Source organism: Serratia sp. MF1(2023) (assembly GCF_030954545.1).
In the GTDB taxonomy this organism is placed as follows: Bacteria; Pseudomonadota; Gammaproteobacteria; order Enterobacterales; family Enterobacteriaceae; genus Serratia; species Serratia sarumanii.
The window spans coordinates 107531-123004 of record NZ_JAVHUX010000004.1 but is presented as its reverse complement, the minus strand read 5'-3'; the positions used below and the strand labels follow the sequence as shown (position 1 = coordinate 123004).

The following is a 15474-nucleotide window of genomic DNA, read 5'->3' as shown; positions in this document are numbered from 1 at the left end:
CCAGGGAATCGAATATCGACATCTGATAACCGATAGATTTAGCAGATGTGAACTGAATAATCATCCTTTATCACGGGGGGAGCCGCAGATCCCGGCCAGCGGCCGGGGAAAGTCTCAGTAGCTGCGCTGCCAGGCGAGATACTGATCGTATTTGCGCAGCGCAATGCGGTAGTTGTTGTGCGCCGCGCTAGGCAGATCGTCAATGATGCGCTGATGGCTGGCGCAGTTGGCGAATTTGTCCGCCGGGTAATTGCGCGCCACCAGCATTTCATCCAGCCGGCGCAGCCGCACCACGTACTCGCGAATGGTGCTGTGGCTCATCTCGGTCTGTTCGAACAGATATTGCTTGAACGCCATGATGTCGAAATAACTCGGGTGGCTGTTGCAGGAAATCTCGCTGCAAAAGCGGCACAGTGCGGTCAGCTCATGCTGCACGTTTTGCCAGACCGCATCGTCGATCGGCTGATCCATGCGCGCGATGGCTTCTTTATTGATGATTTTGCCGCGAAACACCAGCGCCATGCGGTCCAACAGCTTACCGCACTGGGAGCAATGCGTCTGGCTGTGCTTGTAATCTTTCAGGTAACGGCTAAGCGGCCGTTTCTTCAACAGTATTCCTGGCATAAGGGGCAGTCCGATTGTCGCATGAGTCATCGAGTTGAGGGGCGGCGGGCCGCCGTCAGGTATCGTTCGCCAGCCGCGCGCGCAGGCGCTTGATCGCCTGACTGTGCAGTTGGCTGACGCGGGATTCCCCGACGTCCAGCACGGCGCCGATCTCCTTGAGATTCAACTCTTCCTGGTAATACAGCGTCAGCACCATTTTTTCGCGCTCCGGCAACGCCTCGATGGCGTCGATCACTCGCTGGCGCAGGCTGCCTTCCAACAGGTGATGCAGCGGGTTGGCCTCTTCATGCCCTTCCAGCATCGGTTCCGCGTTCTCGCCATGCTCCTCGCGCCATTCGTCGTAGGAGAAAAGCTGGCTGTTATTGGTGTCCAACAGAATTTGACGGTACTCATCCAGCGAGATATTCAGCGTCTGCGCCACTTCCGTCTCGCTCGCCGGGCGGCCGTAACGCTGTTCCAGCTGCCGCATCACCTGCGCGACCTCGCGCGCATGGCGCCGCACGCTGCGCGGCACCCAGTCGCGGCTGCGCAGCTCGTCGAGCATCGCGCCGCGAATGCGCTGCACCGCATAGGTGGTAAAGGCGGTTCCCTGTAGGGCGTCATAACGCTCAACGGCGTTCAGTAGCCCGATTCCCCCGGCCTGCAGCAGGTCGTCAAGCTCCACGCTGGCGGGCAACCTGACCTGCAGGCGCAACGCCTCGTGGCGCACTAACGGCACGTAGCGCAGCCAGAGAGAATTTTTGTCCATCACGCCTTCGGCGGTATACAGATCGCTCACTATGTCTTAAACCTGCGGATAAGAGAGTCAGCGCTATTATGCGTAGGGGGCAGAATGCCAATCGGCTGAACAGTCGCACAAAACGGGCTTTATTTGCGCCATGTAATAACCGCGCGGTGCGCGAGCATAAAAAAACCCCGCCGAGGCGGGGTTTCTTTGCGACAGTTAATCGGGAGAGACGATTAACGCAGCAGGGACAGAACGTTCTGAGTAGACTGGTTAGCCTGTGCCAGAACAGAGGTGCCAGCCTGTTGCAGGATGTTGGCGCGGCTCATGTTGGACACTTCGGTCGCGTAGTCGGCATCCTGGATACGGGACTGAGAAGCGGACAGGTTGTTAACGGTGCTGTTCAGGTTGTTGATAACAGAATCGAAACGGTTCTGTACCGCACCCAGGGAAGAACGCAGGGAGTCAACCTGAGACAGCGCTTTGTCCAGGGTCGCCAGCGGGTCGGCAGTTTTTGGCTCGGTGGACTGCTCTGCGCCCTTGGTCACTTTACCGGTAGCGTCTACGCTCGCCTTGAAATATTTGGCATTGGCACCGGTACCTTCCTGGATCACGTAAGATTTACCGTTGTCGTAAGAGTGCAGGTTAGCCGCATCTGGGCCGCTTGCAGCAACTTCTTCCTTCACAGTTGTTGTCGCGCTGGTATCGGTCAGACCAGTGGTTTCAGCAGCAGCAATTGCAGTGATGTCACCAGAGGTTTTGTCGATGGTTGCTTTATAGTTCTTACCATCGGTACCAACAGCATAGATATCACCGGTAGCATTGTCCTTCAGGAAGCTGGCTGGCGCAGCACCATTTGCTTGTTTGTTCGTGGTGTTAGTGATGGTGAGATCTTTGCCTGTTTGTACGTTAGTCGCTTTTGCACCAACTTTAGTCGTATCAATGCCATCAGCCACGCTGAACTTTTCCAGACCCAGCGTTTTAGCGTTGATGTCTTTCAGTTCGATATCGATGGTTTCGCCGTCGTTCGCGCCAACCTGGATGGTCAGTTTCTGATCTGAGCTCAGCACTTTCACGCCGTTGAAATCGGTCTGCTCGGAGATGCGGTTGATTTCAGACAGACGCTGAGAGATCTCGTCCTGGATGGACTGCAGGTCGCTGGCAGAGTTGGAACCGTTCTGAGACTGTACGGTCAGACGACGGATGTTCTGCAAGTTGTCGTTAACTTCGTTCAGTGCGCCTTCAGTGGTCTGCGCCAGGGAGATACCGTCGTTGGCGTTGCGAGAAGCCTGAGTCAGGCCTTTGATGTTTGCAGTGAAACGGTTGGAGATAGCCTGACCCGCAGCATCGTCTTTCGCGCTGTTGATACGCAGACCGGAAGACAGACGCTCAATCGCAGTGCCCAGAGAAGACTGAGATTTGTTCAGGTTGTTCTGCGCCATCAGCGACAGGCTGTTAGTGTTGATTACTTGTGCCATTGTTTGCTTTCCTTACGAGTCAGTTGCGTTCTTCGCAACACAGTTAAAAGGTTCGGGCTTGTTTGCCCACGGCGTCAACCACCGTCCCCTCAGGTATCGGCCCTCCCCTAACAACCTTTAGCAATTTTTTAAAATTTTTTGCGCCGCCGGCAATGGCAGAAATAACGCGGTTTTTCCCTCTTCTATTGCGCCATCGTTTTTTTGTTTTTTTCAGTAAACTTTTTCACCGCTGGGCCGATAACGCGTAAAGCGAATAAAGTCATTATCAAGGAGAAGCACGAATGGCATCGATCAGTTCATTAGGCATCGGCTCAGGACTCGACCTTAACGGTTTGCTGGACAAGCTGACCAAAGCGGAACAACAGCGTCTGACGCCGTACACCACCCAGCAGACCAGCTATAACGCCCAGTTGACCGCTTACGGTACGCTGAAAAGCTCGCTGGAGAAGTTTGACAATCTGAGCAAAGACCTGGCCAAGCCAGAGTTCTTCAACAACACTACCGCCACCAAGCACGATCAGTTTACCGTGACCACCACCGACAAATCGGTGCCGGGCAACTACTCGATCGAGGTGTTGAAACTGGCGCAGCCGCAAACGCTGACCACTCAGACGCCGATTGCCGACCAGCAGGCCAAACTGGGCACGCCGGGCAGCAGCGATCGTTCCATCTCTATTACGGCAGGCAACCCGCCGAAAGAGACCAAGATCCCGCTCGGCGACGATCAGACCTCACTGGTCGAGATGCGCGACGCCATCAATAAATCGAAATCCGGCGTCACCGCCAGTATCATGCGCGTCGGCGACAATGACTATCAACTGGCATTAAGCTCCACCACGCCAGGCGAAAAAAACACCATTTCGGTGCAGGTCAATAACGACGACAAGCTCGGCGCCATCCTCAACTACGATCCTAAAAATCCGCCTAAAGATGGCAGCACCGCGATGAAGCAAACCGTGCCCGGCCAGGATGCGGAAATCGTCGTCAACGGCACGAAAATCAAGCGCAGCACCAACTCGATCGCCGATGCTCTGCAGGGCGTAACGCTCGATCTGAAAACCACCACCAAGCCCGGCGAACCGCAAAACCTGGTGATCGGCATCGACAAGAGCGGCAGCGCCGACAAGATTAAAGAGTGGGTAGATAACTACAACTCGCTGCTGGACACCTTCAATTCGCTGACCAAATACACGCCGGTCAAAAGCGGTGAAGCGCAGAATGCCAAAAACGGCGCGCTGCTGGGCGACAACACCCTGCGCGGCATCCAGTCTTCGATCAAGAGCGCCCTCAGTTCGGCACAGGACAACCCGGAGTTGAAAGGCCTGGGCAACCTCGGCATCACCACCAACGTCAAAACCGGTAAGCTGGAAATCGACAGCACCAAGCTGAACAAAGCCATCGACGAAAAACCGGATCAGGTTGCCAACTTCTTCGCCGGCAACGGTAAAGACACCGGCATGGCCACCGAAATCCACAACGAGATCCAGAACTACGTCAAATCCGGCGGCATCATCGAGAACTCGACCAAGAGCATCAACACCAACCTCGATCGCCTGAACATTCAGATCACCACGGTCACAGCCAGCATTCAGAACACCATCGACCGCTATAAGCAGCAGTTCGTTCAGTTGGATACCATGATGTCCAAATTGAGCAGCACGGGTAACTATTTACAACAGCAATTCTCGACAAAGTGATCCCTTAACCAGGTAACAGGTAAAAGAAACAACATGTATAACAGAAGCGGCACTCAGGCCTATGCACAGGTCAGTCTGGAAAGCGGCGCCATGAGCGCCAGCCCGCACCAGTTAATCGTGATGTTGTTCGACGGGGCGCTCAGCGCCCTGCTTCGCGCACGCATCCTGATGAACCAGGGCGATATCGCCGGCAAAGGCATGGCGCTGTCCAAAGCCATCAACATCATCGACAACGGCCTGAAAGGCGGCCTGGACCCTCAACAGGGCGGCGAAATCGCCGAAAACCTGGCGGCGTTGTACGACTATATGAAGCGGCGCCTGATGCAGGCCAACCTGAACAACGACGAAGCGGCGATCGCCGAAGTGGTCAAACTGCTGGAAAACATCGCCGATGCCTGGCGCCAGATCGGCCCCAACTACCAACCTTCGCAGGACGCCGTGTAATGGAACGTCAACAGCAGCTGTTAGCCGCTTATCAACAAATTTACAGCCTGAGCAGCCAGATGATCGCGCTGGCGCAAACCGGGCACTGGGAGGAGCTCGTCGAGCTCGAATTCGCTTACGTGACGGCGGTGGAAAAAACCGCCGCCTTTACCGGGCAAGCCGGCCCTTCCATGGCGTTGCAGGAGATGCTGCGCAATAAGCTGCAACAGATCCTCGACAACGAAACCGAGCTCAAACGTCTGTTACAGCAGCGCATGGATGAGCTGAAAATGCTGATCGAACAGTCCACGCGCCAGAACGTGGTCAACAATACCTACGGCCAGTTTCATGACCGTGCGCTGTTGCTGGGGGAGCCACAGGTCCGATAAGATCGACAATACTGACGAAAATGGATTAAATAGCACTATGCGCTATTACTCTCGGGTTACGTTAGGATATTAATCTATGGCATTTGAATTATTCAGTTTATGGGTAATTGGTAAAATGCGCGCTTCGAGCCTGGCTCTCACTTTAATGGATAAACATTATCCCGACACGGACGTTTTCTGTTCAGCAGGAAATTGATTTTTGATAGATAAAACACGCCGCTGTGTTTCACGGCCCATGGAAAAATGTTGCTCCAACGCGGATCAAAGCGTAAAGATATTCTCAGATAATGGCTGCGAAATGAATATCGATGGAACGTACAATTAATCTCTGTCCAGGAATTGGCGCCTCAGCGCACATCATTCAGCATACTGAATTACTATTCCCTTCAGTCTATTTTGAGCAACCACATCTGTATCTGATACAACAGGGCCATAAGCGCGTACGCTGGCAACAACGCGAGGTGGTGGCTCATGCCGGCGAGCTGTTGATAATCGACGGGGGGCAAACGGTGGATATTATTAACGGCCCATCCGAAGAAGGCGTTTTCAGTTGCCAGTTGCTGACCTGCGACCCACTGCTGCTCACCGTTCAGCCTCCGGCCGAGGACGCGCCGGCGCCGATGCCGTTTGATGCCGTCCTGGCGCTGCGCAGCCTGCCCTCCGCCCTGAAGTACAGTTTCGAGACCACCAGCCTGGCGCTGGCGCTCCGGCAGCGCTTTCCCACCATCATCGTGCGGCACAAGATGCTGGAAATTCTGCTGTGGCTGGCCCAATTCGGCATTCGCTTCATCCACAACGAAGCCAAAGACCTGACGCAGCGCGTGCGCCGCTGCCTGGCGACCGACCCGCACAGCATTTGGACGGCGGCGAAAGTGGCGGAAAGCCTGTCGATGAGCGAAGTGATGTTGCGCCGCAAACTGTCGATGGAAAATACCGCGTTGCGCAACCTGATGATCGACGTGCGCATGAGTAGCGCACTGGCCCTGCTGCAGTCGACCGACTGGCCGATTTCCGCCATCGCGCAACATGTCGGCTATGAAAGCGCATCACGTTTCGCCGAACGTTTTCGCAAACGCTTCGGTTTCGCCCCGACCGCCATTCGCGGTCACCAAAGGATTATGGAGCCAACCTCCCAAGGAGTCGAAACGATGGCCACAGGAGAAACCTAAATAGACGCGTAACAAAATGGTTTTATTTGGCACAGGTCCCTAACGATTGTCACAATGCTGCGACATGCAACGCAACGTCGATCCGCCGAAGAGCGAATTAAATGATGCGTAATGAAAAGCGATTATTTTTTCTCTGCCAATCACGTTTGTTGGTGCTGTGGCTGTTGGTATTACCGTATGAAGAAGAGAGGGTGCGTTTGCTTACCGCACAATAAAACGGCCAGGCTTTTTATCGCCTGGCCAGACTTCAGTCCAGTTTAACCAGAACGCCAATTAACACGACGAGTACCGTCAGCATTAAAATACTGATCAGACGCCATCTGGATTCGCTTTTAGTGCTCATTGACCTGCCTCGAATAATAACCCTACTAATCGGGCCATAATAAACGGCTGGCTGCGCACCCAATAAGCCTGACAGCGCCGTTTTCGTCCCTCTATTCGGTACATTAACGCCCATTTCCTGTCGGCTGTCGCGCCGGCCATTACCGGAGCGGCGCAGCAAGCGCCAATTTTCCCGGCAGCTCCGCCACCAGTTTGTCCACCGCCAGCCGCACTTTGAGCGGTTGGTAAGGCATATAGGGCCACACTGCATTCACCGGAAAACTGAGGCTGGACTCACCGCGCATGATCTCCACCAGCGTCCCGGCCATCAGCCGTTCGCGTACCAGCCACTCCGGCAGCCAGGCAATACCGGCGCCGGCGGAAACGGCATCGACGATCCCCTGCATGTCATCCATCATCATCTTGGCCGGTGGCCTGAACGGCCGCAGCTCGCCGTTTTCACCGCGAAGCTGCCAGGGCAACACGGCGCCGGCGTGCAGATACCCCACCGCCTGATGCCGGCTTAGCGCCTCCACCGAATTCGGTGCGCCGCAGCGCTGCACGTAGTCGGGCGAAGCGCACAGCAGCATGCCGTGTTCGCCCAGGCGTCGGGCAACCAGACTGCCGCTGTCCGCCAGTTCGCCGATGCGAACCGCCAGATCGAACCCCTCGTCGATCAGATCGATCCTGCGGTCGCTGAACGAAATTTCCAACGACAGTAACGGATGCTCATTCGCCAGCGCCGTCATCAAGGGCGCAATGCACAGATGGCCGAACAACACCGGCATCGAGATCCTGAGCCGGCCGCTGACCTGCATCTTGCCGCTGTCCAGCTGGTTTTCCGCCGCCTGAACGTTCGCCAACGCCTGCCGACAGTGCTCATAGTACAGCGCCCCTTCATCCGTCAGGCTCAGGCTGCGGGTGGTGCGCATAAACAACATCACGCCAAGCCGCGCCTCAAGCCGCGACACGATTTTGCTGACCGCAGAACGTGTCAGATGCAGTTTTTCTGCGGCGGCGGCAAAACTGCCGCCTTCCGCCACGGCGACAAAGGCCGGCAGTGCGCTGAGATCGCTTTTCATCTTAATGCTTCCAAATTGGAATCAATGAAGTGAAAACCTATCACCACTGGTGAAGATCGAGCAATGATAACCTGCAGTCATTCCGGAACGCCCGGTGAAACCGCCAATTACCGTCTGAGGATAACAGCATGAAAAAAATACTGGTGCTCAAATCCAGCATTATGGGAAACGACTCGCAGACCAACAGCCTGATTGACCGCTATCTGGCGGAACGTCGGGCCAAAGGATATGAAGATCAGATCGTCGAACACGATCTGACGGCGTTGGATCTGCCGGTATTGGATGGCGAGCTGTTCAGTGCGCTGCGCGGCGCAGATAACATCAGCCCACGCGCCAAAGCGGCGGTGGCGCTTTCCGATCGGTTGATCGCCGAACTGAAAGGGAGCGATCTGCTGCTGATCGGCGCGCCGATGTACAACCTCAACGTCCCCACCCAGCTGAAAAACTGGTTCGATCTGGTGGCCCGCGCCCGGCTGACGTTCAACTATACCGCCACCTACCCGGTCGGGCTGGTGGAAGGCGTCAATGCAGTGGTGTTCAGTTCTCGCGGCGGCGTACACGCCGGCCAGCCGACCGACGCCGTGACGCCCTACCTGCGCTCGGTACTGGGGCTGATGGGGATCGGCGAGGTGCAGTTTATCTATGCCGAAGGGCTGGATATGAAACCGCACGGCCTCACTCAGGGGCTAGCGAATGCCCACCAGCGGATCGTGGCGTTGGTGGGCTGAAGCAAACGCACGGTAGCATTGATTTGTTATAACATAACAAATATGATGACCGCGTCGATGCCACCTCGATGAGGTGTCGACGCTCCTACATCACATAAAGTTTTATCGCACTTTGAGCCAGCTATTCCGATAGCTGGTTTTTTTTGCCTGCGATAATGAAATGCTAACGGAGCCGCGGGTTCAATCGTGGCGGGCAGCGCGTTTCATTTCTCGCTCGCCGGGCGACTGCGTTTTGACGGACAGCGGCGCGACAAACGCTTTCCATTCTTTGCATTAACCATCGGCTTGTTGTTCAACTCATAGCTATCGTTTAAGCCAGTTTTGACCACGTCTGGTATGCGCCTTGCCCGACAAACCATAGTTTGCCCTACCTGAATTGTTGATACGGTCAGTTGTTCGGGGTATGCCGCAGTTGATACTCATCGAATAACCCAAACTGTATCAAAACATTACTGAGGGACGCCCTGTTGTATTACCACGTATTTCTGATATTCAATCTGACCACAAATGGCAGCTTTGGCATCAACCCCATTTGTACACCTCACATTACAACTTGCATCAATCCCATTAAAAAACTAAGGTTAATTTACTCAAGTAAGCCCGTTACTAAGAACGCTATGTAGTCTTTCTAGCCCGGCGTCTGCATAACCTAGCTTTTTCCTACCATGCTGTGTCTCATATACAGCCCTGCCAAAATTCAATCTGGCTGAACGTTGCAGGGCCAGCGAGTGGCAGGAGATTTTAGTTAAAACTGATTAAGCAGTAGCCATTCTTCTATCCTTACAAGGAGTAGTAAAAATGGATAACATCACGTTTGCCAACAAACAGATACTCATCCTGAACAAAAATCAGCAGTTACCAAATCCTATCCATAACGACCTGCCATCATTTGCAATACGCAAGGACACAGCGAAGCAGTACTGGCTGTATGCGTATCACAAACAACACTGGATACTTGTATCAGGAGAACCGTTCACCACTCAACGACTGGCCTCAGAAGCGGCTAACACCTTTGATTTCACCGAACTCTATAACCTCTATAATTAGCAAAGGCACAGTAAAACCGCTCGTCGATTGGCGCGGCTATTTTCATGGCTCAACGGACTATACTTCCACCGAGTTCACCGGCTATGGTGTCGGATATGGCCTCTGATTGATGCAAGCAGGTGTTGCTCTAGCTGGCATTAGAAAAAGACTAAAACATTCAAATATCTCTGAAGGAGTGAAAGAACTTGGTCGTATATTCATGATCGCAGGACTCATTCATCTCGCTTTTATGTCACTTTCAGGGATATTCCTTTAGCTGCTAAGATTACGTTTCAGCTTAACGCATAGACAGCCATGATGAGCCAGACATTGAGCGAGCTTGTCCCGCCAATGCCCACACCGTTGTGAATGAGTAATATTTTCCTTATCAATCAGAGAGATTAACTCATCACACCGGCATATTCATGATGTCCTGGTAGGCCGCGACCAGCTTGTTGCGCACCTGCACGCCCAGCTGCAGCGAGACCGATGATTTCTGCAGATCGACCATCACATCGTTCAGGCTGATGCCCGGCACGCCCAGTTCGAAATCCTGCGCCTGCTTGCGCGCCGTTTGCTGGGTCTCGCTGATCTTGCCGAGCGCCGCGGTCAGTTCGCTGGCGAAGCTGACGCCCTGCGGCGCCGTATTCTGCCCCATCTTGCCGGCCTGAACCGCCATGGTCTGCATCTGCTGCAGCACCCCTTCAATGCCCTGAATCGCCATCTGGTCCTCAATCATCTCGTCTCGCCGGGTGACGTTTCACCCTGCACTTCTCCAATGATGCACACCCTAGCACAGCGTTTTCAGACCTAAAGCTGCTAATTAACTGCAAAAAACCCGGCTTATCGGGCAATCGGAATCGTCTGATAAGGCGAATAATGGCCTGCCCAGAAATGGGAGCGCCGCTATTTAGAAGATATGTGTATCAGGGAGTCTGTTTTGTCACACAACGCTAACCATACCGTTCATCAGCCTGGCAGGGAGCTGCTCAGCGGCCCATACGGGATCGTGAGCGCCATTGAAGGACGAGACCTAAAATGAGTGCTTCGATAACCGCCGGCGAAAGCCGCGACAACGGCCTGCAGGCCATCTGGAATCGTCTGCGCGCCAACCCGAAAATTCCGTTGCTGGTCGCCGCCTCTGCCGCGATCGCCATCGTTGTCGCGCTGCTGTTGTGGGTGAAAAGCCCTGACTACCGCGTGCTGTACAGCAATCTGAACGACCGCGACGGTGGCGCCATCGTCACCCAACTGACGCAGATGAATATCCCTTACCGCTTCGCCGAGAATGGCGCGGCGCTGCTGATCCCGGCGGAAAAGGTGCATGAAACCCGCCTGCGCCTCGCGCAGCAAGGGCTGCCGAAGGGCGGCGCCGTCGGCTTCGAACTGCTGGATCAGGAAAAATTCGGCATCAGCCAATTCAGCGAACAGATCAACTATCAGCGCGCCCTTGAGGGCGAGCTGTCGCGCACTATCGAATCGCTGGGGCCGGTGCAAAACGCCCGCGTTCACCTGGCGCTGCCTAAACCTTCGCTGTTCGTGCGCGAACAGAAATCCCCTTCCGCCTCGGTGACGCTGACCCTGCAACCCGGCCGTGCGTTGGACGACGGCCAGATCAACGCCATCGTTTATATGGTGTCGAGCAGCGTCGCCGGCCTGCCGCCGGGCAACGTGACCGTGGTCGATCAGGCCGGGCGCCTGCTGACGCAGTCCGACGGCACCGGGCGCGATCTCAACGCCTCGCAGCTGAAATACGCCAACGAAGTGGAAAACGGCTTCCAGCGCCGCATCGAAGCGATCCTCGCCCCGGTGGTCGGCAGCGCCAACGTGCGTGCGCAGGTCACGGCACAGATCGACTTCGCCACTCGCGAACAAACCGATGAACAGTACCAGCCGAACCAGCAGCCGGACAAAGCCGCTATCCGCTCTCAGCAAACCAGCCTGAGCGAGCAGATCGGCGGGCCACAGGTGGGCGGCGTGCCGGGCGCGCTGTCCAATCAGCCGAGCGCGCCGGCCACCGCGCCGATTGAGACCGCCAAGCCGGCCACCGCCGCAGGCAACAATGCCAACGCCAACGCCACAGCGCAAAACGCCGCGACCACCCGCAGCACGGCGGTCAACGGCGTGCCGCAAAATACCCGTCGCGACGCGACCACCAACTACGAGCTCGACCGCACCATTCGTCACACCCAGCAAAAAGCCGGCACCGTGCAGCGTCTGTCGGTCGCCGTGGTGGTCAACTATCTGGGCACCGATAAAGACGGCAAACCGCAGCCGATGAGCAAAGAGCAGCTGGCGCAGATCGAAGCGCTGGTGCGTGAAGCGATGGGCTACTCCAGCAGCCGTGGCGACACCCTGAACGTGGTCAACACGCCGTTTACCGACACTCAGGTGACCGGTGGCGAACTGCCGTTCTGGCAAAGCCAGTCGTTTATCGATCGCCTGATCGATGCGGGCCGCTATCTGCTGGTGCTGCTGGTGGCCTGGCTGCTGTGGCGCAAACTGGTGCGGCCGCAGCTGCAACAGCGCCAGGCGGCGCAACAGGCCGCCGTCGCCGCCGCCAACGCCCCTGCCGCCAAAGCGGTCGACAGCAGCAAACCGAGCAACGAGGAGCTGGCGCAGCGTCGTAAATCGCAGCAGCGCGTCAGCGCAGAAGTCCAGAGCCAGCGGATCCGCGATCTGGCTGACAAAGACCCACGCGTGGTCGCTCTGGTAATCCGCCAATGGATGAGTAACGAGATATGAGCCTGACCGGAACCGACAAAAGCGCCATCCTGCTGATGACGCTGGGTGAAGATCGCGCGGCGGAGGTGTTCAAACACCTCTCCTCGCGCGAAGTACAGCTGCTGAGCGGCACCATGGCCGGCATGAGCCAGGTTTCACACAAACAGCTCGGCGAAATACTGACCGAGTTCGAAGACGACGCCGAGCAATACGCGGCGCTGAGCGTCAACGCCAGCGACTACCTGCGTTCGGTGCTGGTCAAGGCGCTGGGCGAAGAGCGCGCCGCCAGCCTGCTGGAAGACATTCTCGAATCGCGCGAGACCACCACCGGCATGGAAACGCTCAACTTTATGGAGCCGCAGAGCGCCGCCGATCTGATCCGCGACGAACACCCGCAGATCATCGCCACTATCCTGGTGCACCTCAAACGCGGCCAGGCGGCGGATATCCTGGCCCTGTTCGACGAACGCCTGCGCAACGACGTCATGCTGCGTATCGCCACCTTCGGCGGCGTGCAGCCGGCGGCGCTGGCGGAGCTGACCGAAGTGCTGAACAACCTGCTCGACGGCCAGAACCTCAAACGCAGCAAAATGGGCGGGGTGCGCACCGCCGCCGAGATCATCAACCTGATGAAAACCCAGCAGGAAGAAGCGGTCATCGACGCGATGCGCGAATACGACGGCGAGCTGGCGCAGAAGATCATCGACGAGATGTTCCTGTTCGAAAACCTGGTGGAAGTCGACGATCGCAGTATCCAACGCCTGCTGCAGGAAGTGGAAGGCGAGTCGCTGCTGATCGCCTTGAAAGGCGCCGAGCAGCCGCTGCGCGAGAAGTTCCTCAAGAACATGTCGCAACGCGCCGCCGACATCCTGCGCGACGATCTGGCCAACCGTGGGCCGGTGCGCATGTCGCAGGTGGAGAACGAGCAGAAAGCCATCCTGCTGGTGGTGAGACGCCTGGCGGAAAGCGGCGAAATGATCATCGGCGGCGGCGAGGACACCTATGTCTGATCGCATTAACACCCTGCCCTGGCAGCCCTGGTCGCTCAACGATCTGGGCGAACAGAAACCGGCGATCGAACTGCCGCAGTTGCCGGATCTCGAACTTGACGATCCGTCGCCGGACGCACAGGCCGAATTGCAGCAGCAGTTGGCGACGCTGCGCCTGCAGGCGGAGCAACAGGGCCAGCAGTTGGGCTATACCGACGGCCAGCAAAAAGGCTATGAGGCCGGTTTTCAGTCCGGACTGGAGGAAGGCCGCCAGCAAGGGCTGCTGGAAGCGCAACAGCAGCAACAGCCGCTGACCGCCCACTGGCAGCAGCTGGTCACCGAATTCCAGCACACGCTGGACGCGCTCGACAGCGTGATCGCTTCGCGGCTGATGCAGCTGGCGCTGACCGCCGCCAAGCAAGTGCTGGGCCAGCCGCCGGTGTGCGACGGCACCGCCCTGCTGGCGCAGATCCAACAGCTGATCCAGCAGGAACCGATGTTCAACGGCAAGCCGCAGCTGCGGGTACACCCAGACGACTACTCGCGCGTCGAGCAGCAGCTGGGGGTCACCCTCAGCCTGCACGGCTGGCGCCTGCTGGCGGACGGCGAACTGCATCCGGGCGGCTGCAAGGTCAGCGCCGAGGAAGGCGATCTCGACGCCAGCCTGGCGACGCGCTGGCATGAACTGTGCCGCCTGGCGGCACCGGGAGAAGTCTGATGACCGCGCGTCTCGGCCGCTGGCTGAGCTCTCTGGATACGCTGGAAAAACGCATCGCGCGCGCGCCGATGGTGCGCCGCTACGGTCGCCTGACCCGCGCCACCGGATTGGTGTTGGAAGCCACCGGCCTGCAGCTGCCGCTCGGCGCGACCTGCCTCATCGAACGGCACGACGCCGGTGAGGTGCAGGAAGTGGAAAGCGAAGTGGTCGGCTTCAACGGCCAGCGGCTGTTCCTGATGCCGCTGGAAGAGGTGGAAGGCATCGTGCCGGGCGCGCGGGTTTACGCCCGCATCGCGCCGGAAGGCCAAAGCGCCGGCAAACAGCTGCCGCTCGGCCCGGCCCTGTTGGGGCGGGTGCTGGACGGCAGCGCCAAACCGCTCGACGGCCTGCCTTCACCGGAAACTGGTTACCGCGCGCCGCTGATCACCGCGCCGTTCAACCCCTTGCAGCGCACGCCGATCGAGCAGGTGCTGGACGTGGGGGTGCGCACCATCAACGGCCTGCTGACCGTCGGCCGCGGCCAGCGTATGGGCCTGTTCGCCGGCTCCGGCGTCGGCAAGAGCGTGCTGCTTGGCATGATGGCCCGTTATACCCAGGCGGATGTGATCGTCGTTGGCCTGATCGGCGAGCGTGGCCGCGAGGTCAAAGACTTTATCGAGAACATTCTCGGCGCCGAAGGCCGGGCGCGATCGGTGGTGATCGCCGCGCCGGCGGACGTCTCGCCGCTGCTGCGCATGCAGGGGGCGGCCTACGCCACCCGCATCGCCGAAGATTTCCGCGATCGCGGGCAGCATGTGTTGCTGATCATGGACTCCCTCACCCGCTACGCCATGGCGCAGCGTGAGATCGCCCTGGCCATCGGCGAGCCGCCGGCGACCAAAGGCTATCCGCCGTCGGTCTTCGCCAAGCTGCCTGCGCTGGTGGAACGCGCGGGCAACGGCATCAGCGGCGGCGGTTCCATCACCGCCTTCTACACCGTGTTGACCGAAGGGGACGATCAGCAAGACCCGATCGCCGACTCGGCGCGCGCCATCCTCGATGGTCACGTGGTGCTGTCCCGGCGCCTGGCGGAAGCCGGCCACTACCCGGCGATCGACATCGAAGCGTCAATCAGCCGCGCCATGACGTCGCTGATCGACGAAGAGCATTACCGCCGGGTGCGCACCTTCAAACAGATGCTGGCCAGCTATCAGCGCAACCGCGATCTGATCAGCGTCGGCGCCTACGCGGCGGGCAGCGATCCGTTGCTGGACAAAGCGATGACGCTGTATCCGCAGATGGAAGCCTACCTGCAACAGGGCATCTTTGAACGCAGCGGCTACGATGAAGCCTGTCAACAGCTGCAGCAGTTGATTGTTTAACGTCACCAGAGGCGCACAGCG

General features: G+C 57.6%; 15 protein-coding genes. 10 read left to right on the top strand and 5 right to left on the bottom strand.

Annotated features, from left to right (window positions below; genetic code table 11):
* Positions 1–114: 114 nt before the first annotated feature.
* The 3 genes from fliZ to REA38_RS01405 all read right to left on the bottom strand — a co-directional run bounded on the left by fliZ (position 115) and on the right by REA38_RS01405 (position 2826).
* A complete protein-coding gene (gene fliZ / locus REA38_RS01415; RefSeq protein WP_033647756.1) occupies positions 115–624 on the bottom strand; it encodes a flagella biosynthesis regulatory protein FliZ in 510 nt (169 codons plus the stop codon).
* Positions 625–679: 55 nt separating this feature from the next.
* A complete protein-coding gene (locus REA38_RS01410) occupies positions 680–1402 on the bottom strand; it encodes an RNA polymerase sigma factor FliA (RefSeq protein WP_004934752.1) in 723 nt (240 codons plus the stop codon).
* Positions 1403–1584: 182 nt separating this feature from the next.
* On the bottom strand, positions 1585–2826 hold the full coding sequence (locus REA38_RS01405; protein WP_043147611.1) for a flagellin FliC: 1242 nt from the start codon (positions 2824–2826) through the stop codon (positions 1585–1587).
* A 281-nt stretch (positions 2827–3107) separates the two neighbouring features.
* Between REA38_RS01405 and fliD the strand changes: the two genes are divergently transcribed.
* From fliD to REA38_RS01385, 4 genes are all read left to right on the top strand, one after another.
* A complete protein-coding gene (fliD, locus tag REA38_RS01400; RefSeq protein ID WP_033634969.1) occupies positions 3108–4523 on the top strand; it encodes a flagellar filament capping protein FliD in 1416 nt (471 codons plus the stop codon).
* A gap of 33 nt (positions 4524–4556) precedes the next feature.
* A complete protein-coding gene (fliS, locus tag REA38_RS01395; protein ID WP_033634970.1) occupies positions 4557–4967 on the top strand; it encodes a flagellar export chaperone FliS in 411 nt (136 codons plus the stop codon).
* Complete coding sequence (gene fliT, locus REA38_RS01390) at positions 4967–5335, top strand: flagella biosynthesis regulatory protein FliT (RefSeq protein ID WP_308884673.1); 369 nt, start codon at positions 4967–4969, stop codon at positions 5333–5335. The genes fliS and fliT overlap by 1 nt, the downstream gene beginning before the upstream one ends.
* Before the next feature lie 308 nt (positions 5336–5643).
* Positions 5644–6504: a helix-turn-helix transcriptional regulator gene (locus tag REA38_RS01385; protein ID WP_308884671.1), complete on the top strand. Its 861-nt coding sequence runs from the start codon at positions 5644–5646 to the stop codon at positions 6502–6504.
* Between the two features lie 482 nt (positions 6505–6986).
* Here the strand turns inward: REA38_RS01385 and REA38_RS01380 are convergent, their stop codons facing one another.
* Positions 6987–7907 (bottom strand): LysR family transcriptional regulator, encoded by a 921-nt coding sequence (locus REA38_RS01380; RefSeq protein WP_047571553.1) that lies wholly within the window; start codon positions 7905–7907, stop codon positions 6987–6989.
* A 128-nt stretch (positions 7908–8035) separates the two neighbouring features.
* Here REA38_RS01380 and REA38_RS01375 point away from each other — a divergent pair, with 128 nt between their 5' ends.
* A complete protein-coding gene (locus tag REA38_RS01375; RefSeq protein ID WP_033653645.1) occupies positions 8036–8635 on the top strand; it encodes an FMN-dependent NADH-azoreductase in 600 nt (199 codons plus the stop codon).
* Positions 8636–9433: 798 nt separating this feature from the next.
* A complete protein-coding gene (locus REA38_RS01370) occupies positions 9434–9682 on the top strand; it encodes a hypothetical protein (protein ID WP_308884667.1) in 249 nt (82 codons plus the stop codon).
* 388 nt (positions 9683–10070) lie between these two features.
* Here REA38_RS01370 and fliE read toward each other — a convergent pair whose 3' ends face one another.
* Positions 10071–10385, bottom strand: a complete 315-nt coding sequence (fliE, locus tag REA38_RS01365; protein ID WP_033638515.1) for a flagellar hook-basal body complex protein FliE — start codon at positions 10383–10385, stop codon at positions 10071–10073.
* A gap of 314 nt (positions 10386–10699) precedes the next feature.
* On the opposite strand from fliE, the gene fliF reads away from it, so the two are divergent.
* From fliF to fliI, 4 genes are read left to right on the top strand one after another with little or no spacing between them, the layout of a single operon-like run.
* Positions 10700–12406, top strand: coding sequence for a flagellar basal-body MS-ring/collar protein FliF (gene fliF / locus REA38_RS01360; protein WP_103772286.1), 1707 nt, complete (start codon positions 10700–10702; stop codon positions 12404–12406).
* Positions 12403–13395, top strand: a complete 993-nt coding sequence (gene fliG, locus REA38_RS01355) for a flagellar motor switch protein FliG (protein ID WP_033634975.1) — start codon at positions 12403–12405, stop codon at positions 13393–13395. Before fliF ends, fliG begins: the two co-directional genes overlap by 4 nt.
* Positions 13388–14092, top strand: coding sequence for a flagellar assembly protein FliH (gene fliH / locus REA38_RS01350; RefSeq protein WP_033653642.1), 705 nt, complete (start codon positions 13388–13390; stop codon positions 14090–14092). The genes fliG and fliH overlap by 8 nt, the downstream gene beginning before the upstream one ends.
* Positions 14092–15453: a flagellar protein export ATPase FliI gene (gene fliI, locus REA38_RS01345; protein ID WP_033634977.1), complete on the top strand. Its 1362-nt coding sequence runs from the start codon at positions 14092–14094 to the stop codon at positions 15451–15453. Before fliH ends, fliI begins: the two co-directional genes overlap by 1 nt.
* Positions 15454–15474 lie beyond the last annotated feature (21 nt).